Consider the following 20,823-nt stretch of genomic DNA (forward strand, 5'->3'; position numbering starts at 1 on the left):
AAATTTCATGAAACAAACAAATAAAGGAGGGTTCCGATAACATGGATAATCCAGAAATTTTTGTTGGACTTGATATTGGAACCACGACAATTAAAGTTGTTGTCGCAGAAAGTAATCACGGCGAAATGAATGTCATTGGCGCTGGTACACAACCAGCCCGTGGTTTGAGTCGTGGTGTCATCGTTGATATTGATCAGGCTGCTGGTGCCATTAAGGCAGCTGTTCAACAAGCTGAACAAAAGGCCAACGTCCAAATTGATTCGGTACTGTTAGGCATTCCTGCCAACCAGTTAAAAATCGAACCAACAAGTGGCATGGTCGCTGTCGCTGATGGTAATCAAGCACGTGAAATTACCGATCGTGATGTGCAAAACGTGACGAATGCTGCGCTGTTGCAAAGCTTGCCACCTGAACGCGAAATCATCGCCATTGCGGCTGATGAATTTGTCGTGGATGGCTTCGATGAGATCAAGGATCCGCGTGGCATGATGGGCGTGCGTTTAGAAATGCACGGCACGTTATACACAGGTCCTAAAACCATTATTCACAATGCCAAAAAAGCGGTTGAACAAGCTGGTCTACATGTTGCCGATGTGACGGTAACACCATTAGCACTTGGACAAACCATCTTAAATGATGGCGAACAAGACTTTGGTACGGTCATCATTGATTTAGGTGGTGGTCAAACGACTGCTGCTGTGATTCATGATCACCAGCTGAAATATGCGACGGTTGATCAAGAGGGTGGGGACTTTATCACGAAGGATATTTCCGTCGTGCTGAATACCTCCTTAGATAACGCAGAGCAGTTGAAGCGTGACTACGGTTTTGCCAACGCTGACTTAGCAAGTGATGATAATCGTTTTCCAGTGCAGGTTGTTGGTCAACCTGATCCCGTCCAAGTGAGCGAACACTACTTGGCCGAAATCATTGAAGCACGGTTACAACAGATCTTTGAAACGTTACGCGCGTCACTGGATGAAGTTTCAGCATTGGAACTTCCTGGTGGAGTGGTGTTAACCGGTGGTGTTGCGGCTTTGCCTGGCATCGTTGAATTAGCAGCTGATGTTTTGGGTGCAAACGTGCGGATCTATGTACCAGAACAAATGGGCTTGCGGCATCCACAAAATGCGACGGCCTTAGCACTCATTAATCACAGTGGACAACAATCTGAGACGCAACGGTTAGTTAACGGTGCGTTGATGGGCGAATTTGTTCCACAAGCGGCACCTGTTTCTACAGAACCGCAACAAAGCCAGCGTCAACGCGTGGCTAACGAGGCAGCTAATCAGGCTGCTGGGAGTACGGCACCAAAAGCACGTCCAGCGAAGCCGAAAAAAGATCGTCAAGGTAGCATCAGCGACTTTTTCCGCAACTTCTTTGATTAAGTAATTGGAGGAACCATAAATGGAAAACGAATTCGACCAAGACCAACCATTACCGGTTGGCGCAAAAATTAAGGTCATCGGTGTCGGTGGTGGGGGTAGCAATGCCGTCAACCGAATGATCGATGAAGATGTCTCAGGTGTTGATTTTATCGTTGCTAACACTGACGTTCAGGCTTTGAACGCAAGTAATGCAACGACTAAAATCCAATTAGGACCAAAATTGACTCGTGGTTTAGGTGCAGGTTCTAACCCAGAAGTTGGTCAAAAAGCTGCTGAAGAAAGTGAAGATGCTTTAGCTGAAGCACTTTCTGGAGCTGACATGATTTTCGTCACTGCCGGAATGGGTGGTGGTACTGGTAACGGTGCTGCGCCTGTTGTTGCACGGATTGCTAAAGAACAAGGCGCTTTGACGGTTGGGGTCGTAACACGTCCCTTTACCTTTGAAGGACCTAAGCGTGGCCGGTATGCTGCTGAAGGTATTGCCAACTTGAAGAACAACGTGGATACGTTGATCATCATCGCCAACAACCGCTTACTTGAAATGGTTGATAAGAAGACGCCAATGATGGATGCCTTCAAAGAAGCCGATAACGTGTTGCGTCAAGGTGTGCAAGGTATTTCTGACTTAATCACATCTCCTGGTTACGTTAACTTGGACTTTGCTGATGTGAAGACCGTTATGCAAGACCAAGGAACCGCCTTAATGGGAATTGGCTCTGCTTCTGGTGAAAACCGGACTGGGGATGCAACCAAGGCCGCCATTTCTTCACCATTATTGGAAGTTTCCATTGATGGGGCTGAACAAGTGCTGTTGAACATCACTGGTGGTCCAGACTTGTCCTTGTTTGAAGCACAAACTGCTTCAGATATCGTGGCGCAAGCTGCTACAACCGACGTTAACATTATCTTTGGTACTTCAATCGACGAAAACCTTGGTGATGAAGTCCGCGTGACCGTTATTGCTACTGGTATCGACCATAAAAAGGCTGCTCGCGACCAACAATCAGCTCGGACAAATGTGTTCGATGACCCTAACCGGCCAGCCGTTTCTGGCAGTGCTGCTAGTGAAAACAGCGCACCTGCTAATAACGACCCCTTCGGTAACTGGGATATTCGTCAACAACCAACAACTAACAACCGCCCAACCAGCGAGGCTGCTAGTGAAGAATTTGCCGGTGTTGATAAGCCTGATTTTGATGTATTTAGCACGGATAATGCTGATTCAGCTGCCACTAGTGCAGCCAGTGAAGACAGTAATGAAGATGGACTTGAATTACCACCATTCTTACGTCGTCGCCGTCATCAAGATAAAGACTAGTCAAAACCGTGTTGAGACTGCAATCAAAATGGTTGCATAATCGGCACAAAGTCGGTAATTTATAGGTTAACTACGAGTCACTCAATGTGTTTGGGTGACTTTATTGTTAGAGGAGATTAACATGGCATTTAGCTTTAGTAATTTCTTTGGAACCGATGAGTTAGATCAACGGCAAACGACACAAACTGCGGATAATCAGGCAGTTAGTTCACCAGCTGGTCGTCCAAAACCAGCTAAAGTGGTTGATATGAGTGGTCGCAGTACCGCCAGTAACCACATTGCGTTGTTTGAACCACGAATTTACTCTGACGTGAAGGAGATTGCTGCTCAATTGCTTGATAACCAAGCGGTAATCGTCAATTTTGACAAGTTGGATGAACAATCCAGCAAGCGAATCGTTGATTTTTTGACCGGCGCCGTGTTTGCGATTAGCGGTGAAATCAAGCGGGTCGGTGAAACGATTTTCTTGTGCACCCCCAATAACTTCGAAGTGACCGGTGATTTGAGCACTAAATTTGATCAGAATTCATCAACGTTTAATTAAACGTCATTAAAGCAGAGGTATTTCTTTGATAAGTTTGTTAATCACCGTTGTGGGATGGGCCTTTGACCTATATACCTTTGCATTGTTCATTTATGTAATGATGTCATGGTTCCCAACAGCGTATAGTAGTAGCTTTGGACAATTTTTGACTCGTATTTGCGAACCATACTTACGGCTGTTTGATTTTGTGCCGCCAATTGGTGGTATTAGTTTTTCACCAATGGTTGCTATCATCGTATTAGGCGTCATGCAATATGGTATTAATGGGTTGCTAGTCACGTTGTTCACAGCTTTATAGAGAGAATAGGACACGCGCATGGATACACAAGCAAACATCATGCAGCATTTTCGCTCGGAAGAAGCACCCTTTGTTGAGGAGGCCCAAGCTTGGCTTAGTACTGCATCTCAGCAATATCGTCCATACCTAACTGGTTTCTTGAACCCACGGCAGGTGTATATTTTACAAACACTGGTCAATGGAACTGATGGTTTAAAAGCTCACTTTAACGGGGGCTACCCGGCTGCTGAACAGCAGCGGGCACTGATTTTTCCAGATTACTATGAACCACAGGTGGGAGATTTCGAATTACAATTATTTGAAATTGTGTATCCCACGAAGTTTGCAGAGCTACACCATTCAATGATTTTGGGAACCTTAGCGAATTTGGGCATTGATACAGCTATTTTCGGTGACATTTTAACGGATCAAGGGGTGTGGCAAGTATTTGTCGCAGCTAACATGGCCGAGTTTTTTAAACTCCAAGTTGACCGTGTCGGGAAAATCAAAGTTCATTTAAGTGAACGTGAACTAAGTGACGCTGTGTCACCGGAAATTGATTGGACACCACTAAATGGTTTGGTTGCTTCATTACGGTTAGACACTGTGGTGGCAGAAGCCTTCAACTTATCCCGTAACCGGGCGAAGGGAATCATTGAAAGCGGCGACGTTCGGTTAAACTGGATGCCGAATTTACATCCTGATGCAGACCTTGGTGCAGGGGACATGGTTTCCGTTAGACACTTTGGTCGCGTTCGTTTAGATGCGATAAATGGTAAAACACGTAAAGATAAATTAAAAATCGACTTGTCAGTCGTGCGCAGTTAACTTATGCTTAGGAGTGTATGAAAACGTAAGCTAATTGCGGATTTCGTTTCGGATGGAGGAAGTCACTATGGCATTAAGTCCAATGGATATTCATAATAAGGAATTTACACGTAAGGGGCGTAACGGTTACGCAGCGCAAGAGGTCGATGACTTCTTGGATGAAGTGATTGCTAGCTACCAACAGGTTTTGAATCAGAACAAAGATTTGCAAGACCAATTGGACAAGGCTAATCATAACCTGACCCAATACGATGAAATGAAGAACTCACTGAACCAGTCAATCTTGGTTGCCCAAGAAGCCGCTGATAAAGTTAAGCAAGACGCTAACGCGCAAGCCAACAACGTCTCTCGCGAAGCCCAACAACAAGCACAAGCTGTTGTTGCCGAAGCACAGGCCAAGGCTGGTCAGATTACGTCTGACGCTGCCAACAACGCCGCTCGCTTAAACAATGAAAGTAACGCCTTACGTGAAGAAACAAAGACGTTCCAATCACGTTTAGCAGCTATGATGCAGTCACAATTGGACTTAGTTAAGTCTGATGACTGGAATCAATTGTTGAAGCCAACTGGCTTAGAATCATACCCTGAATTGCAAGATGCAATTTCAAAGGCACAGCCTAGCCACATGGCAGCAACACCTGCTGTCACTGGTACAACTGCACCAGTACCAACCAGCGAACCTGCTGAACAACCACAAACAGTTGTGATCTTCCCTGATGAAAAGCAAGCGAGTGCAGCACCTGCAGAACCAGCGCAAAGCCAGGCTGAAGAACCAACTTTTGAAGCACCAGCTAGCGATTCAACCAAAGATCAATTTTAATTAAACAAAAATTCATGTCCTAAAAACAGGGCTTGATGCTGCGACCGAACAGCGAGCTGACAAATGATGAGAGTTCAGCCGGCACCGCACATTGAGTGATCATTTTAGGTGAATGTAACTGAACGTCTATGACAGTAAGTTACATCGGCGCCGTCCGCTACCCGGAAACAAGGGATTGTGATACTGACTTTGACTGTGTGTTTATGCACCGGCCTTAGTGTGTTGCAATCTAAATTTAGGTGGTACCACGAATAACTCGTCCTGATATTGGGCGAGTTTTTTTGTGTTTTCAAAGCGATTAAAAATTAAGGAGATGAAGTCAATGCGGATCAAAGAAACATTGAACCTAAACAAGACTGGCTTTCCAATGCGGGGAAATTTACCTGTTACGGAAGCTGAACGTCAGTCTTTATGGGCAGAAAATAAGGTTTATGAACAGCGACAAAAATTAAATGAAGGGAAGCCAAGCTTCGTTCTTCATGATGGCCCGCCATATGCCAATGGTGACATTCATATTGGGCATGCGATGAACAAGATCAGTAAGGATTTCATCGTTCGTTTCAAGTCAATGAGTGGCTACCGGGCACCTTACGTACCAGGTTGGGATACGCATGGGTTACCAACTGAACAAGCACTGACAAACCAAGGGGTTGACCGTAAGTCAATGACGACTGCGCAATTCCGGGAACTCTGTCGGCAATTTGTGCTTAAAGAAATCGACAAGCAACGGACTGGCTTCAAGCGCCTAGGTGTTGCAGGGGACTGGGATCATCCATACATTACACTGCAGCCTGAATATGAAGCCGCACAGGTTCGCGTCTTCGCTGAATTTGTGAAGAAGGGCTACATTTTCCGTGGTAAAAAACCAGTTTACTGGTCATGGTCCTCAGAATCAGCCTTGGCCGAAGCCGAAGTTGATTACAAGGACGTTGAATCACCATCTGCATTCTTTGCTGAACAGGTGAAGGATGGACATGGGTTATTAGATGACAACACGTACTTTGTTGTTTGGACCACGACGCCATGGACGATTCCTGCTTCTGAAGGGGTCACTGTTGACGCTGGCTTTGACTATGCGGTGGTTACGATTGCTGGGGATGACCGTAAGTTCGTTGTCGCTGAACAATTGCTGAGCTCTGTAACAGAAACGCTTGGCTGGGAAGATGTACAAACCCTTGAAACGTTGAAGGGTGCCCAATTAGAAAACATGACGGCACATCACCCATACTATGACCGTGATTTATTGGTCATGAATGGGAACTTTGTTACGTTAGATGCTGGGACTGGTTTGGTCCATACGGCACCTGGTTTTGGGGAAGATGACTTTAACGTCGGTAGTAAATACGGCTTACCAGTGTTATCACCAGTTGATAGCCAAGGTAAAATGACCGATGAAGCACCAGGCTTTGAAGGGGTGTTCTATGAAGACGCCAACCAGATCAGTTTGGACAAGTTGAAGGAAAAGAACCTGTTACTGAAGCACATGCCATACATGCACAGTTACCCATTTGACTGGCGGACCAAGAAGCCAATCATTTTCCGGGCAACACCACAATGGTTTGCCAGTGTCTCATCATTTAGAGAGCAAATTCTAGATGCATTAGAGGACGTCGAATTCTTCCCTGGTTGGGGTAAGAAACGGCTCTACAACATGATTAAAGATCGTGGCGACTGGGTTATCTCACGGCAACGTGCCTGGGGTGTTCCATTACCAATCTTCTATGCTGAAGATGGCACGCCAATCATGACGACTGAGACGATTGAACACGTGGCCGACTTGTTTGCCAAAAACGGATCTAACTACTGGTTCGAACACGATGCTAAAGAGTTATTGCCAGAAGGCTTTACTTCTGAACATTCACCACATGGCGAGTTCACGAAGGAAACAGACATCATGGATGTTTGGTTTGACTCAGGTAGTAGTCACCAGGCTGTGTTAGCAGCCCGTGATGAATTAACGGACCCAGCTGACTTGTACCTTGAAGGTTCAGATCAGTATCGTGGTTGGTTTAATTCTAGTTTGATCACTTCAGTTGCCGTAACTGGGCACGCACCTTATAAAGCCGTTATGAGCCAAGGGTTCACCCTAGATAAAGACGGCAAGAAGATGAGTAAATCTATCGGAAATACAATTTCCCCAGATGACATCATCAAGAAGATGGGTGCGGAAATCCTACGTTTGTGGGTCGCTTCCGTTGACTCATCAGCCGACGTGCGTGTTTCGATGGATAGCTTTACGCAAATTTCAGAAAGTTATCGGAAGTTGCGGAACACGATGCGGTTCTTGTTGTCTAACTTGACGGACTTTGACCCAGCAACAGACAAGGTGGCGTATGCTGACCTGGCTGGTGCGGATCGGTACATGTTGAGTCGCTTAAACGACTTAGTTGCATCCGTGGAAGCAGATTACAACAACTATGATTTCATCAACGTGTACAAGTCATTATTGGCCTTTGTCACCAATGACTTGTCAGCCTTCTATCTAGACTTTGGGAAAGACATTTTGTATATCGATGGTGCAACTTCAGTTACTCGTCGTAGCATGCAAACAGTTTTATACGAAGTTGTTAGCCGGATGACGAAGTTGATGACACCAATGCTGCCACACACCGCCGAAGAAATTTGGCCATTCCTGCATGAAGATGTTGAATTTGCACAGTTGTCAGAAATGCCAGCTGTGGAACCTGAATGGCAAAATGAGGCCTTGATTGCACGCTGGGCTGACTTTATGACGTTACGTTCCGATGTCTTGAAGTCCCTAGAAGAAGCGCGTGATGCAAAGCTGATTGGTCGTCCAATGGAAGCTAAGTTGACGCTGTACGTGAGTGATCATAATGCAGCAATGCTGAAGGACTTACACAGCGACGTTGCGCAGCTGTTGATCGTGTCTGACTTACACATCCACGCATTGGAAGAAGCGCCTGAAACAGCCGCTAAATATGATGACGTGGCCGTGGTGGTTGAACATGCTGATGGTGAAGTATGTCAACGTTGTCGGATGCTGAAGACGGATGTTGGTGTTGACGATGCCTACCCAGCCTTATGTGACCGGTGTGCAAAGATCGTTCGTGCCAACTACCCAGAGTCAGTTGAAGAAGGATTAGAAAAGTAGCAGAGAGTGAGCCAGCCCGGTAGGCGCCGAGCAATTGCAGGGGCGGTGGTAGTGGCTTTAGCCACGGACAGCGACCAGGCAATGCACAGGCGGCTGGGCTGGCGAACTCGTTTTAGAGCAGAGAGTGAGCAGACCCGGGTTGATTTCGAGCAATTGCAGGCAGGGCGGTAGGTGTCGTGAAGCGACGCCGAACGGTCGGCAGGCAATGCACAGAAATCAGGGTCTGTGAACTCGTTTTAGGACAGAGAGTGAGCCAACCTGATCTGAATCTGAGCAAGAACAAGGACGGTGGTAGTGGCTTTAGCCACGGACAGCGGCCAGGTTCTGCGCAGGATTCAAGGTTGGCGAACTCGTTTTGACATGGTAACAGCCAACGACCTGTCCTACTTCGTACCAAGATAACAGCAACAAAATTAAAAGGATTGAGAAAAGCAAATTTTGCTTTTCTCAATCCTTTTTCTCGTTCTAAATACCTATTCCTACCGTTTAACCTGCTTCAAAGCATACCCACGAGGTAACTTAAACGTGTAGTAAACATGACGCAGTTGCCGGTCATTTCGTGACCAACCAAACCAGAACTTCTGCCAGCCCGTCCGATAGGTCATTGTTTCCTTTTTAATAATTACCGTAGGACGTTGTTGAGTGGTGTGTTGTAATGTAACGGTACCATGCTCTGGATCCGTATGTTGCCCCTTGGAAATGAGATAGACGCGACTTTTATCTGAGCTGCCAAGTTTGACGTACATTAATGGTTGCTGTTGATTCAATGACACCTTGGTCGTGGTTGTACGATTGGATGCACCAAAATGGTGTGCATCGTTAGCGGAAATTATGCCAACACAGAGAATCAAACACAGACTTAAAATAGGGACGATGACGCGCTTCCACCGGAATGACTTGGTAAAAAATAGAACGTAGAACAAACTAATCGGTAATATAATAAGCGCAATGAGAATCATGATTACTGAGCCTCCTTTTGATGGCTATTAACGAACGCTAGACAAAGCATGGCGGCGATAAAGGTGAAGATGATGGTGATTAAGAAACCAACATGGAAGCCCGCTAGGAGGGCATGAAAGATTTTTGTTTTATACGCAATTGGATTTATTTGCAATAAATGTTTGCTAGGACTCAGGTTATCCTTAACGTTCGTGAACATCGACACTAGAAATGCCGTGCCAATGGATGCAGATACCTGCCGAGCGACGTTGTTCAAGGCACTTCCATCCGCAAATTTTTGCTTTGGCAAAGCGGAAAACGCAACGCTTCCAGAAGGCATCAATGATAATGCCATCCCGAAGTTCCGAACGGCATACAAAATGATGATGTAGACGATGGAAGAATCTGCGGTGACAAAGACAAACGGGATGGTTCCTAATGTCACCAGCAACATGCCAAACATAATTAGGTATTTGCCACCAAATTTGTCGAGCACGGCACCGGCTAAAGGACTTGCGACAGCCATGGTGAGGGCACCTGCTAATAGTGAAAGGCCAGATTTAACGGCGCTCATCCCTAAGATGATTTGCAGATACATGGGCAGAATGATTTCGAAACCGATCATGGCAAACATAACAACGGCGCCAATGATGGTTCCGAGGGTGAAATTACGCATCTTAAAGACGGAAATATCGAGTAACGGCGTGTCGATCTTTAATTGACGATGAATAAACCAGCCGAGGGCAACTAGGCCAAGGAGCAGTGTCAGCAAGAAGATTCGGCTAGTCCAACCGTTGTCACCAACAATGGAAAAGCTATAGAGCAAGCTTCCAAAGCCAATCGTTGATAAACCTAGGGACAGTAAATCAAGACGAGCTGCTCGTTTAGGGACGACATCCTTAATGAAGAAGAGTGATGCCACCAAGGCGATGAGGCTGATGGGAACGACGATCCCGAAGATTGCGCGCCATGAAAAAGCATCAATTGCCCAGCCTGAAAATGTTGGTCCAATTGCTGGTGCTAATCCGAAGACGATGCCGAGTAGTCCCATGGCTTGTCCCTGCTTTTCTGGTGGAAATGCCGAAAAGAGCATGGTCATTGAGAGCGGGGCAGCGATGCCGGAACCCATCGCCTGAATTAAGCGTCCCGTTAGCAATAGTGAAAAACTACCGGCAGTAAATGAAAGTAAGGTGCCGGCCGCAAAGAGTACTTGCGAAAAAATAAACAGCCACTTGGTACCGAACCGATTCGTTAACCAGCCGGTGACGGGAATCATCACCGCACTGACTAACAGAAAGCCGGTGGTCAACCATTGAATGGTCGAGGCTGATACCGAAAAGTAAGTCATTAAGGTCGGTTGTGCGACACCTAAGACCGTTTGATTTAACATGTCAGTAAAGGACGCGACCAGTAGGGTAATGACAAATAGCGTTAAGTGATAAGGTTTTCCATAAATATCTTTCGTAACCAAAGTAAAACTTCCTTTCGAAAACAGTTAGACATCTAACTGTTTGCTTAAATTAATGCGTTGGTTTTGACAACTTGGCTATCCTAATACTTAGATATCTAACTGTCAAGTATCTAATTATCATGTATACTAAATGACAGGAGGCGATTATATGAACCGGTTTGGATCAGATATTTCCGAATTACTTCGTCAAATAACGCATAAACAAATGCGCACCGAGACAGAATTAATGCAGCAGACAGGCCTTAACCAGCAGCAGGGTCGAACGCTAGAATATATCGGTGCACATGAAGGCATTATTCAAAAGGCACTTGCGGATGCCTTTCGGTTACGCGGGGCGACGATTACGAGTATGCTTCAGGGACTTGAAAGTAACGGTTATATTGAACGGCGTACACAAGCTGACAACGCACGTCAAAAACAAATCTACCTCTTGCCGAAAGGGCGGGCTGTTTTAGAACAGATCAGCCGTGCCTTTGAAACGAGTAATGACACCTTAGTAAAGGCGTTATCACCGGTAGAGTCTGAACAGTTAATTAAATTATTGGCTAAAATCAATCGCGGTTTGGACCCAGAGTGAGTGGAGCGCCCGAATTTGGTGCCGAATAAAAACATAAAGTTGCCATTGACTTAACCAGTAAAAACGGTTAAATTAAAATAACATTATAGAACAGTGAAAAAACACGTTGATGGGAACAGTACCTTGTAATCATGGTGAAGCGAGCGTCGTTAGGTGAGAGGACGTCAATTGAGCACATTGGGAAGATCATCCCGGAGTGGCAAGCGCGAAGATTGAGCGCTTTGTTGGTGGCCTCCATTAGCGGGCTGGGGTATTCATGCAGGCTGACTAGCTAGCAGTCATGAATGAGCACCCGACAAGGTTGGTTCGGTGACGAATCGGTAAACTAAAGGTGGTAACACGTGCAAACGTCCTTTTTGAGTAACACTCAAAAGGGGCGTTTTTTTGTGATCAACCGCTGTTCGATAATCAAAACCGAGAAGGGAAGCGATGTGTATGCAAGACCGTCAATTAACGAAACGAGATTACGCAGTCATCAGTTCGATGCTATTTGCCTTATTTTTTGGAGCCGGAAACCTGATTTTTCCATTGCACTTAGGTCAACTGGCCGGCCGTAATTGGCTACCGGCAACCTTGGGCTTCTTAGTGACCGCAGTGCTGTTGCCACTATTATCTGTGCTGGCAATCAGCATCACTCGGTCAGAAGGTGTCTATGATATTGGGCGTCCTTTGGGACCTGGGTTTGCCTTATTCTTTATGGTGTTGATCCATGGTACCATCGGTCCGTTCTTTGGAACACCGCGGACGGCTACCGTTTCTTATGCGGTTGGGATTGCACCTTTGTTACCAGCTAAATATAACGGTGTCGGCCTGCTAATTTTTAGTGGTGTGTTCTTTGGCCTCGCATACTTGTTATCGCTGAAGGAAAATCACATCGTGACGAATGTAGGCCGCTTATTAAATCCACTATTCTTAGTCCTACTATTTTGTGTGTTTGCGATCGGCTTTAGTCGACCAATGGGGAATCCAGCACAACAGACGGTGACGACAGATTATTTACATGGCGCTTTCGTCAATGGTTTTTTGCAAGGGTATAACACGATGGATGCACTGGCTGGGTTAGCCTTTGGTGTGACGGTGGTGACTGCGGTTAAGACGATGGGCAAACATAAACCAGCTGCCGTTGCGGCAGTGACCGCACGTGCGGGGATGATTTCAATGACGTTTGAAGCTGCGATTTACTTAGCATTGATTGTCTTAGGCAGTATGTCCCTTGGACAATTTAAGTTGTCGGTGGATGGTGGTGTCGCTTTCGATCAAATCGTCAATCACTATCTTGGTGTCTTCGGCCAATCATTGCTAGCAACGTTGATTACGCTAACGTGTTTAACGACCGCAATCGGGTTGGTTGCCGCTTTTGCCCAGGACTTTCATAAACATTTTCCGGCGGTTAGCTACAGGACGTGGTTGGGAATCACAAGTGCGGCTTCGTTCGTATTTGCCAACTTTGGCTTGCAACAGATTCTTGCCTGGTCGACACCGTTTTTGATGTTCTTATATCCGTTATCGATGGTGTTGATTGGCCTGTCTGTTTGCTCACCACTGTTTAAGCGAGCACCGGTTGTTTATCGATTCGTGGTCGGTTTTACCGTTGTGCCTGCGCTGCTGGACATGGTTGTTGCCTTTCCACCAGTCGTGAGTCACAGTACGTTTGGACGCGGTGTTGTACGCTTGCAGCATTATTTACCACTGGCAACGATTGGTTTGGACTGGGTGGTACCAGCCGTGGTTGGCCTCGTTGTTGGTTTAACAATCTACTTTGTGCAGCAAAGGAAAACTGTTAAAGTGAACCGGATCAACGGGTAAACCGTGAGCAGATTACAGGCGATGATGGCGTAAACATGCTAAACTGACAGTGGTTAAAAGAGGAGGCTGAATTGCATGACAACAAGTATTGAAGCAGTTTCAACGATTCGCGCACAACTGCACGCAACCCTCGCAGATCCACTCGTTTCGCAGTCACCAGCGCTCGTTCATTTGCTTAGTGAACAGGCACGACGGTTTAGTTATCCCGGTGACTACGGTAAAATGATGCGTCATTTACAAGGTTTATTAGCACGCTATCAACTTACAACAGACACGGTGCCACCAGCGGTGACGACGTTAGCAACAATGCTAATGCGCCAGCTGCGTGGATATGACATGTTACTGAATCATTAACAGCAAACGAAAAGCGCAGATTGACAACAGCAAAGTTGTCAATCTGCGCTTTTCAAATGGTGTGGCATCTTTAGTTTGCTAAATTCTTCCGCCGATCAGCGACAAAGCTTTTGGCAAATGCCGTTAAATCAATGTCAAAGTAATCTGTGATGTAAAATAAGTTGCCCGTTGAAATGTTTGTACCGTTCTCATACCGTGAGAGCATGCCAGCGGATAAATTCAATCCGTAGCGTTCATTAAGGATTGCAGCCAACTGCCTTAACGTCATGTTACGGTTGATGCGCTGCTCTTTTAATAAGGTCCCCAACAAGTTCGCCACCTCCTAAAGTTTCTCAATGTGTCTATGCCAATTCTTCTGAACAAAAAGATTATACAAGTGTCTCGTGAAAACGCAACTAATCTTAATTATTGCGTCTTTAAACAAAAAACTGCGTGTCAGCCATAAATTTGAAATAAAGTCAGTGTTGACGCGGATTGCGGCATTGCTTTAAAACCTATTAGTTTAATTATTAGGACTAATTAATTAACTAATAGTGCCTATTTGGCGGGCTTGGTAGCCACTATTAAACAAAATAATAAAAAATGCATTAAAAATTCACAAATCATGTTTATTCGTTAATATTGCGGCTGAAAATGGGCGTTACTGGCAAAGCGGGCGTTTTTTTCTTATACTATTAATCAAGTCTAAACAGGAAAGAAGAACATAATGGCAAAATTAACGGATGGCCGTGAACACGGTACTGTAAAAACATTTGATAAGGATAAAGGATTTGGTTTTATTGAAGTTGTTGGTAACCCAGATGTGTTTGTCCATTTTTCAGCAATCGACGAAGCGGGTTACAAAACTTTGGAACCAGGTGAAGCCGTTGATTTTGTCGTGGTGGAAGGCGTTCGTGGACCACAAGCGGCTAAAGTCACCAAGCATGTTGATGGAGGCCTTGAGGCATGAACTTCGAAGAAAAGGTAACAGCAGTTTCGCCTAAATATCATGGCGCAATTATTGATGTTGAAAATCAAACGGTGACGTTACCAAACGGCGACACTGCCCATCGTGATGTTGTGCATCATGCGGCTGCCGTAGCCATGTTAGCAATCACCGAATCTGGCAAAGCTATTTTTGAAGAACAGTGGCGCGCACCAGTCGGTAAGGTAACTTTTGAAATCCCCGCTGGTAAGTTAGATGACCGTGACAAAGATGATCCTAAAACGGCTGCCATTCGTGAATTAAACGAAGAGACCCGTTATGCGGCGAAAGATATTCACAAGGTGTGTGGTTTTTACACATCAGTCGGTTTTACCGATGAATACATGACATTGTACGTCGCTACGGGATTGACACCAGTCACAACAAAATTGCCTCAAGATGTTGATGAAAACATCGTGTTGCATGAATATACACTTGCTGAAGCACAAGAAATGATTGCTGATGGCACGTTTGATGATCAGAAAACGATTATGGCTGTGTACTACTGGCAATTATTAACAGCTGGCTTAGTAACACCTGAGGCTTAAAGTAAACGAGGATTTTTCATGAATGACGAACAACGCCCCGGCGACACTGATAAGCTGACCCGGGAACAATATCGTAAACAGCTGTCACAGCAAGGGGCACCACAAGCTGCACCTGAGACAGAACCTAATCGTCGAGTGAAACCTGCGGCTAAAGGAAGATTGGCAGGTCTTTTTCAACGGCTCTTTAAGCGACAGCCGAAAGTCGACGAGCCGGATGTTTCTCAAATGGAGCAGCCGGAGCAACCGACACAACGTAGTGGCATGACACAAAAGCTCACGCCAGCTGAAAAGACGACACGCTTGGCACATCGGTTAAACATCGCCATTATCGTGCTCGTTGTATTAATTGTGTTGGTGTACATCATTTTACGATTTATTGGCTAATGAAAATAATGGAGTGGGATAAATGAAATTTGGAATTTTATGTGCCATGGACGAAGAAATTAAAGAATTACAAGATCAGCTACAAGGTGAAGAAACGGTCACGGTTGGTAATGTCGCTTTTTATACCGGCACCATCAATGGCGCAGACGTCGTGTTAGTGCGCTCTGGAATTGGTAAAGTCGAAGCCGGCTTGACGACCGCTTTGTTGATTACGAATTTTGGGGTTGATGTCGTGATCAACAGTGGTTCAGCTGGTGGAATTGGCGAAGGGTTGCACGTTGGTGACGTTGTAATTGCTGATCAAACGGCTTACTGGGACGTTGACGCCACGGCCTTTGATTATGTTTATGGTCAATTGCCACAACAACCTGCACGTTTTGATGCCTCACAAAAATGGGCAACCGCCATTACTGAAGCTGCAACGGCAACTGGCTTAGATGTCAAACAAGGATTAATTGTCACTGGGGATTCCTTTGTGGCTAGTGATGAAACGACTGCACAGATCAAAGCCCATTTCCCTGAAGCACTTAGTTGTGAAATGGAAGGGGCCGCAGTTGGCCAAGTGGCACACCAATTTGACGTTCCTTACCTGGTAATTCGTGCGATGAGTGATACTGGCAACGGGGATGCAGGTGTCTCATTTGATGAATTTATTATCGAGGCAGGTAAACGGTCAGCAGCGATGTTGTTGAATTTCTTTGCGCATCAAGCAGCTTAATTTAGACCTTTAGGAGGCAGACAAGTGGATCACATATACTTAGACAACGCTGCCACCACGCCAATGAGTGACGAGGTGGTCGCAACCATGATGGACCAAATGCAACATGACTTTGGCAATGCTAGTTCAGTGCATGCTTTTGGGCGGAAGGCCCGGGCAGTCCTGGATGACTCTCGCCACGTGATTGCAAACAGTATTCATGCAAAAGACGATGAGATTGTCTTCACTGCAGGGGGAACTGAAAGTAACAACACCGTGTGGATGCAGACAGCAACGGTTCGTCGGGACCTTGGCCGGCGGATCATTACGACGGCCATTGAACATGAATCAATTATGAAAACAGCGAACTGGTTGGCTCACAACGGGTACGATGTTGTGTATTTGCCAGTGAACGAAGAAGGCTCGATTAATTTAGATGATTTAAAGGCAGCTTTGACTGATGACACGATTTTGGTATCGATCATGACTGGGAATAATGAAGTCGGTTCGACCATGCCAATTCATGAAATCGGCGAACTATTACAAGATCATCAAGCCTGGTTTCACACCGATGCTGTGCAGGCTTATGGTTTGCTGGATATTGATGTAAATCGTGACCACATTGACTTGTTGTCGACATCTGCGCACAAAATTAATGGGCCAAAGCAAATGGGCTTCTTATTCCGGCGCGAAGGCATTGACTTTCCAAGTTTCATGAAAGGCGGCGACCAAGAAGACAAGCGGCGTGCAGGCACGGAAAACATTCCTGCCATTGCTGGTTTTGCGACCGCAGTTACAGCCTTGACCGCCGATGAAAAAGCGCATCGTCAAGCGAAGTACGCCAGTTTCAAACAATATGTCGTCGATGGCTTGACCAAGGCTGGCGTGGACTTTGAAATTAACGGCAGCCTGCGACCTGACAACTTGCAACACGTCTTAAATTTGTGGATCAAAGGTGTCGAAAATGATGTCACGTTGACTAACTTAGATTTAGCCGGTGTGGCAGTTTCTGCGGGTTCTGCATGTACAGCGGGATCACTGGATCCAAGTCATGTGCTGGTTGCGATGTTTGGCAAAGATAATCCACGGGTCATGCAGTCAATTCGGTTAAGCTTTGGCCGGTACACGACCACTGCTGATTTGGATAGCTTCATTAACGCTTTAACTGCGATGACGCAGCGGCTGAACGCTAGCGCAAACGAACAGGAGGCTAACTAATGGCATTTGCAACAGAAGTTCAGGTTTCAGGGGATGCACATACGTATCAATTGAGTCCTGAAATTAAAAAGTACACGTTACGCGACCTTGGGTTTGCTGAAACAAATGCCGGTGGTTTTGTCTTGGAACGACCACTGGATCCGAGGGCCGGGCTAGCACGTTCAATTAAATTACGCTTGTTGGTTAACAAGGATTTGACCGGCTTCAAGTTGAATACGGTGAATCCAACGGGAACTGGCAACGTCAATATTTTTCAGAATACGAATAAAGACGTGCTGGTCGAACAGTTTGGCTATCAAATGGATAACTTGATTGAACGTAAAGTACTGGTTGAAAAAGTATAAGACGAATTAATGACACGACTGTTGGCGGAAGCTGATGGTCTTTTTTTGTAGTGGGGAGAGAGAGTCTGGCAAAGATCCCTGTCATATAGTCGAATCGTGCTCGCCAACCCAAAATCCTGTGCCCAACCTGGCCGCTGTTCGTGGGCTTCACCCACTACCATCGTCCTTGTTGATGCTCAGATTTTAACCGGGTTGGCTCGCACACTGTTACTTGAAAAACGTAAGTGACACCTGTTATACTTTAAAGCACTGATAATAGCGACCTTCAAATCGTTGATTCTCAGAATCTATTTGAAATGATGGTGATACCATGACTGATCAAACAGTTGATCATTCACACACCCGTGTTGTCGTCGGCATGAGTGGTGGGGTAGACTCGTCAGTAACCGCGTTGCTTTTAAAGCAGCAAGGATATGATGTTGTTGGTGTGTTCATGAAGAATTGGGACGACACTGATGACAATGGCGTTTGTACGGCGACAGAGGACTATAAGGATGTAGCTAAGGTTGCCAATAAAATTGGTATTCCGTACTACTCCGTGAACTTTGAAAAGGAGTATTGGGACCGCGTGTTCACGTACTTCTTGGATGAGTACAAAAAGGGGCGGACTCCTAACCCCGATGTTGTTTGTAACAAGGAAATCAAGTTCAAGGCATTCTTAGACTATGCCTTGGAACTTGGTGCTGATTACATTGCAACAGGACATTATGCGCGTGCAACGCATGATGAAGATGGTCACAGCCACTTACTACGTGGGATGGACAGCAACAAGGATCAGACGTACTTCCTGAGTCAGTTGTCTTCTGACCAGTTGGATCGCGTGTTGTTCCCATTGGGCGAGATTGAGAAGCCTCGGGTTCGTGAAATTGCTGAAGAAGCCGGTTTGGCAACTGCTGAAAAGAAAGATTCCGTTGGAATTTGTTTCATCGGCGAAAAGAACTGGAAGGGCTTCTTGAACCAGTACTTACCTGCACAAGAGGGTCAGATGATGACCTTGGATGGTGAAGCGATGGGGACGCATTACGGTCTCATGAACTACACTATCGGTCAGCGTAAGGGTTTGGGCATCGGTGGTCAAAAGGAAGGCGATGAGCCTTGGTTTGTCATCGGTAAAGACTTGAGCAAAAACATCTTGTATGTTGGCCAAGGCTTTGATAATCCACATTTGTTGGCAACAAGTTTGTCAGCTTCTGACTTAAACTGGGTCAATGACAGCGACACCAATGATTTCCACGTGACGGCGAAGTTCCGTTACCGTCAAAAGGACACTGGTGTAACCGTGCACTTGAACGACGAGCGTACGGTAGCCACGGTCACATTCGACCAACCAGTTCGCGCCATCACGCCAGGCCAAGCTGTGGTCTTCTACGACGGCGATGAATGCCTAGGTAGTGGAATCATTGACGCAGCCTTTAACGACGTGAAGGAATTGCAGTATATATAGATATAAAAGAGCGAGAACAGACCCGGGTTGAATCCGAGCAATTGCAAGCACGGCGGTAGTGGCTTTAGCCACGGACGGCGGGCAGGCAATGCACAGGATTCAGGGGATGTGAGCGCGTTTCGACTATGTAGCAGACAACGAAAACTAACTATATTTTTCAAACACCGTTCACTCCAATAAAGTAATCTCAAGGAACTCCTGATGAAAATCAGGGGTTCTTTTTATAACACCAGCGTTTCTCAAAACGATACCTCAACGCTGTTCACCCCGCTTTTATTCACCGCCCAAAAATGGCATAATAAAAGCACATTATTCTAAGTGGGGAAGCCAAAACAGTGACTAAATTGTATTTTATTCGGCACGGCAAAACACAATGGAATTTAGAGGGACGTTACCAAGGTGCGAACGGAGATTCACCATTGTTGCGTGAAAGCTATGATGAAATCGAAAAGTTAGCGACTTATTTGGGTGACGTTCACTTTGCCCATGTGTATGCGAGTCCAATTAAACGTGCGCGGATGACGGCGACACATTTAATCAAAAGCTTGCCACAACGCGTTGACTTGACCTTAGATTCAGGTTTACGTGAGTTTGAGCTGGGTAAAATGGAAGGCATGTACTTCGAGGATGTTAAAAAACAATATCCAGAAGAATATGATGGCTTTCGCTACCATGCTGATAAGTACGACCCAACCATTATCAATGGGGAAACATTTGCTGATGTTATTAACCGCATGGATCCAGTTATCAAGCGAGCGGCAGCGTATCATGGCGGTGCGGATACGAACCTGTTGTTTATTTCTCATGGGGCAGCGCTTAACGCGGGAATCAATGGTTTATTGAATGTGCCCCTGGTTGATATGCGCGCGCAAGGTGGGCTAGCCAACACGAGTACAACCATTTTAGAAACGACTGATGGTGGGCAAACGTTCACCATGGTGGCGCGCAATCTGACGGCTTATTTAGATGAAGTGCCAGATGCCACCAATACTATCTAACAAAGTAAGCAAAGAGGAAACTGTCATGAGTAATCGTTCGAAACAAACTAAGCCGGTTACGACCCGAAAAGTGGTAACGAGTGCGAAAAATCAACGTGTTGATTTACGACATGTTGGTAAGGATGCAGCTGATCAAACTGCTGCAGCAAATCAGGCAGTTTCAAAATTAGTGAAACAAATTGATGATCATCCAGAGGACTATCATTTAAATTATGAATTAGCCACTGTGCTATTAGATATGCAGGATGTGGAACAAGCCGAGGAATTGTTAATTAAGTCGCGCGGCTTATTTAGTGATGACGACGAGGCTGTGAACCTTCTGACTTATGGCTTAGGCAATGTTTATTATCAGGCTGCAGCTTATGACAAAGCAGCGGCTGAATTTGCTAAGGTTACCGATAAAAAGTTGCAGTTAGACGCCTACCAAATGTTGGCGCAAACCTATACACAGCAGAATAATTATCAAAAGGCCTTTGCGTTTGCGTTGACAGTGCACGATGCTAATAAACAAGACCCCACAGCCAATGCGCTATTGGGCGATATTTTGATGGCGATGGGGAATTTTAACCAGGCAGCTGACTTTTATGATCAGTCATTAGAAGCAGATTCTAAAAATGGTAAGGTGAACTTCAACCGTGGGCTAACAGCCATGGTTTTAGGGCAAGATGAGTCCGCCTTTATGAAGGCAGCGCAACAAAATGATCCTGAGTATGTTAAACGTAGTCAGGAAAAGGTGAATGATATTGCCACGCTGATTAAAAAGCAACAGCAATAAAAATGTACTGAACAGTT

22 protein-coding genes are annotated in these 20,823 nt (G+C 45.7%); 19 read left to right on the plus strand and 3 right to left on the minus strand.

What is annotated here, in order from left to right; translation table 11 throughout:
* The first annotated feature begins 41 nt into the window (after positions 1-41).
* From ftsA to ileS, 7 genes are all read left to right on the plus strand, one after another.
* Positions 42-1,388 (plus strand): cell division protein FtsA, encoded by a 1,347-nt coding sequence (gene ftsA / locus IV55_RS04725; protein WP_057809859.1) that lies wholly within the window; start codon positions 42-44, stop codon positions 1,386-1,388.
* Between the two features lie 19 nt (positions 1,389-1,407).
* Entirely contained in the window at positions 1,408-2,706 is a 1,299-nt protein-coding gene (ftsZ, locus tag IV55_RS04730) for a cell division protein FtsZ (protein WP_057809861.1), read from the plus strand.
* 121 nt (positions 2,707-2,827) lie between these two features.
* On the plus strand, positions 2,828-3,250 hold the full coding sequence (locus IV55_RS04735) for a cell division protein SepF (RefSeq protein ID WP_057809864.1): 423 nt from the start codon (positions 2,828-2,830) through the stop codon (positions 3,248-3,250).
* 25 nt (positions 3,251-3,275) lie between these two features.
* A complete protein-coding gene (locus IV55_RS04740; RefSeq protein ID WP_272946581.1) occupies positions 3,276-3,548 on the plus strand; it encodes a YggT family protein in 273 nt (90 codons plus the stop codon).
* An 18-nt stretch (positions 3,549-3,566) separates the two neighbouring features.
* Positions 3,567-4,355: a YlmH family RNA-binding protein gene (locus IV55_RS04745; protein ID WP_057809866.1), complete on the plus strand. Its 789-nt coding sequence runs from the start codon at positions 3,567-3,569 to the stop codon at positions 4,353-4,355.
* A gap of 67 nt (positions 4,356-4,422) precedes the next feature.
* Entirely contained in the window at positions 4,423-5,175 is a 753-nt protein-coding gene (locus IV55_RS04750; RefSeq protein ID WP_057809868.1) for a DivIVA domain-containing protein, read from the plus strand.
* Between the two features lie 322 nt (positions 5,176-5,497).
* Complete coding sequence (gene ileS, locus IV55_RS04755) at positions 5,498-8,287, plus strand: isoleucine--tRNA ligase (protein WP_057809870.1); 2,790 nt, start codon at positions 5,498-5,500, stop codon at positions 8,285-8,287.
* Positions 8,288-8,766: 479 nt separating this feature from the next.
* On the opposite strand, the gene IV55_RS04760 is transcribed toward ileS, so the two are convergent.
* Entirely contained in the window at positions 8,767-9,246 is a 480-nt protein-coding gene (locus IV55_RS04760; RefSeq protein ID WP_057809872.1) for a DUF4811 domain-containing protein, read from the minus strand.
* Between the two features lie 2 nt (positions 9,247-9,248).
* Positions 9,249-10,697 (minus strand): MDR family MFS transporter, encoded by a 1,449-nt coding sequence (locus IV55_RS04765; protein WP_057809874.1) that lies wholly within the window; start codon positions 10,695-10,697, stop codon positions 9,249-9,251.
* Positions 10,698-10,845: 148 nt separating this feature from the next.
* Between IV55_RS04765 and IV55_RS04770 the strand changes: the two genes are divergently transcribed.
* From IV55_RS04770 to IV55_RS04780, 3 genes are all read left to right on the plus strand, one after another.
* The gene (locus IV55_RS04770; RefSeq protein WP_057809876.1) at positions 10,846-11,274 is read left to right on the plus strand and encodes a MarR family winged helix-turn-helix transcriptional regulator; all 429 of its coding nucleotides are present in this window, start codon (positions 10,846-10,848) and stop codon (positions 11,272-11,274) included.
* A gap of 435 nt (positions 11,275-11,709) precedes the next feature.
* Positions 11,710-13,080 (plus strand): branched-chain amino acid transport system II carrier protein, encoded by a 1,371-nt coding sequence (gene brnQ, locus IV55_RS04775; protein WP_057809878.1) that lies wholly within the window; start codon positions 11,710-11,712, stop codon positions 13,078-13,080.
* Positions 13,081-13,155: 75 nt separating this feature from the next.
* The gene (locus IV55_RS04780) at positions 13,156-13,434 is read left to right on the plus strand and encodes a hypothetical protein (protein WP_057809880.1); all 279 of its coding nucleotides are present in this window, start codon (positions 13,156-13,158) and stop codon (positions 13,432-13,434) included.
* Between the two features lie 70 nt (positions 13,435-13,504).
* Here IV55_RS04780 and IV55_RS04785 read toward each other — a convergent pair whose 3' ends face one another.
* Positions 13,505-13,744 carry a helix-turn-helix domain-containing protein gene (locus IV55_RS04785; RefSeq protein ID WP_057809882.1) on the minus strand — a complete coding sequence of 80 codons (240 nt, stop codon included), beginning with the start codon at positions 13,742-13,744 and terminating at the stop codon, positions 13,505-13,507.
* 396 nt (positions 13,745-14,140) lie between these two features.
* On the opposite strand from IV55_RS04785, the gene IV55_RS04790 reads away from it, so the two are divergent.
* From IV55_RS04790 to IV55_RS04830, 9 genes are all read left to right on the plus strand, one after another.
* Positions 14,141-14,383, plus strand: a complete 243-nt coding sequence (locus tag IV55_RS04790; protein WP_057809884.1) for a cold shock domain-containing protein — start codon at positions 14,141-14,143, stop codon at positions 14,381-14,383.
* Positions 14,380-14,946 (plus strand): NUDIX hydrolase, encoded by a 567-nt coding sequence (locus IV55_RS04795; protein WP_057809886.1) that lies wholly within the window; start codon positions 14,380-14,382, stop codon positions 14,944-14,946. Before IV55_RS04790 ends, IV55_RS04795 begins: the two co-directional genes overlap by 4 nt.
* 18 nt (positions 14,947-14,964) lie before the next feature.
* The gene (locus tag IV55_RS04800) at positions 14,965-15,330 is read left to right on the plus strand and encodes a hypothetical protein (protein ID WP_057809888.1); all 366 of its coding nucleotides are present in this window, start codon (positions 14,965-14,967) and stop codon (positions 15,328-15,330) included.
* Positions 15,331-15,352: 22 nt separating this feature from the next.
* On the plus strand, positions 15,353-16,048 hold the full coding sequence (locus IV55_RS04805; protein WP_057809890.1) for a 5'-methylthioadenosine/adenosylhomocysteine nucleosidase: 696 nt from the start codon (positions 15,353-15,355) through the stop codon (positions 16,046-16,048).
* 24 nt (positions 16,049-16,072) lie between these two features.
* Complete coding sequence (locus IV55_RS04810; protein WP_057809892.1) at positions 16,073-17,245, plus strand: cysteine desulfurase family protein; 1,173 nt, start codon at positions 16,073-16,075, stop codon at positions 17,243-17,245.
* The gene (locus IV55_RS04815; RefSeq protein WP_057809894.1) at positions 17,245-17,589 is read left to right on the plus strand and encodes a DUF1831 domain-containing protein; all 345 of its coding nucleotides are present in this window, start codon (positions 17,245-17,247) and stop codon (positions 17,587-17,589) included. Before IV55_RS04810 ends, IV55_RS04815 begins: the two co-directional genes overlap by 1 nt.
* A 310-nt stretch (positions 17,590-17,899) precedes the next feature.
* Complete coding sequence (mnmA, locus tag IV55_RS04820) at positions 17,900-19,033, plus strand: tRNA 2-thiouridine(34) synthase MnmA (RefSeq protein WP_057809896.1); 1,134 nt, start codon at positions 17,900-17,902, stop codon at positions 19,031-19,033.
* A 335-nt stretch (positions 19,034-19,368) separates the two neighbouring features.
* Positions 19,369-20,031, plus strand: a complete 663-nt coding sequence (locus tag IV55_RS04825) for a histidine phosphatase family protein (protein ID WP_057809898.1) — start codon at positions 19,369-19,371, stop codon at positions 20,029-20,031.
* Between the two features lie 25 nt (positions 20,032-20,056).
* Positions 20,057-20,806 (plus strand): tetratricopeptide repeat protein, encoded by a 750-nt coding sequence (locus IV55_RS04830; RefSeq protein ID WP_162260729.1) that lies wholly within the window; start codon positions 20,057-20,059, stop codon positions 20,804-20,806.
* Positions 20,807-20,823 lie beyond the last annotated feature (17 nt).

The organism is Furfurilactobacillus siliginis, assembly GCF_001437435.1.
GTDB classification, from domain to species: domain Bacteria; phylum Bacillota; class Bacilli; order Lactobacillales; family Lactobacillaceae; genus Furfurilactobacillus; species Furfurilactobacillus siliginis.

Coding starts and splice junctions, on each gene's coding strand:
- IV55_RS04750 (WP_057809868.1), top strand. CDS start 4,423: ATGGCATTAAGTCCAATGGATATTCATAATAAGGAATTTACACGTAAG.
- IV55_RS04815 (WP_057809894.1), top strand. CDS start 17,245: ATGGCATTTGCAACAGAAGTTCAGGTTTCAGGGGATGCACATACGTAT.
- mnmA (WP_057809896.1), top strand. CDS start 17,900: ATGACTGATCAAACAGTTGATCATTCACACACCCGTGTTGTCGTCGGC.
- IV55_RS04745 (WP_057809866.1), top strand. CDS start 3,567: ATGGATACACAAGCAAACATCATGCAGCATTTTCGCTCGGAAGAAGCA.
- IV55_RS04800 (WP_057809888.1), top strand. CDS start 14,965: ATGAATGACGAACAACGCCCCGGCGACACTGATAAGCTGACCCGGGAA.
- IV55_RS04735 (WP_057809864.1), top strand. CDS start 2,828: ATGGCATTTAGCTTTAGTAATTTCTTTGGAACCGATGAGTTAGATCAA.
- IV55_RS04780 (WP_057809880.1), top strand. CDS start 13,156: ATGACAACAAGTATTGAAGCAGTTTCAACGATTCGCGCACAACTGCAC.
- IV55_RS04760 (WP_057809872.1), bottom strand. CDS start 9,246: ATGATTCTCATTGCGCTTATTATATTACCGATTAGTTTGTTCTACGTT.
- IV55_RS04805 (WP_057809890.1), top strand. CDS start 15,353: ATGAAATTTGGAATTTTATGTGCCATGGACGAAGAAATTAAAGAATTA.
- ftsA (WP_057809859.1), top strand. CDS start 42: ATGGATAATCCAGAAATTTTTGTTGGACTTGATATTGGAACCACGACA.
- IV55_RS04770 (WP_057809876.1), top strand. CDS start 10,846: ATGAACCGGTTTGGATCAGATATTTCCGAATTACTTCGTCAAATAACG.
- IV55_RS04830 (WP_162260729.1), top strand. CDS start 20,057: ATGAGTAATCGTTCGAAACAAACTAAGCCGGTTACGACCCGAAAAGTG.
- IV55_RS04795 (WP_057809886.1), top strand. CDS start 14,380: ATGAACTTCGAAGAAAAGGTAACAGCAGTTTCGCCTAAATATCATGGC.
- ileS (WP_057809870.1), top strand. CDS start 5,498: ATGCGGATCAAAGAAACATTGAACCTAAACAAGACTGGCTTTCCAATG.
- IV55_RS04790 (WP_057809884.1), top strand. CDS start 14,141: ATGGCAAAATTAACGGATGGCCGTGAACACGGTACTGTAAAAACATTT.
- ftsZ (WP_057809861.1), top strand. CDS start 1,408: ATGGAAAACGAATTCGACCAAGACCAACCATTACCGGTTGGCGCAAAA.
- brnQ (WP_057809878.1), top strand. CDS start 11,710: ATGCAAGACCGTCAATTAACGAAACGAGATTACGCAGTCATCAGTTCG.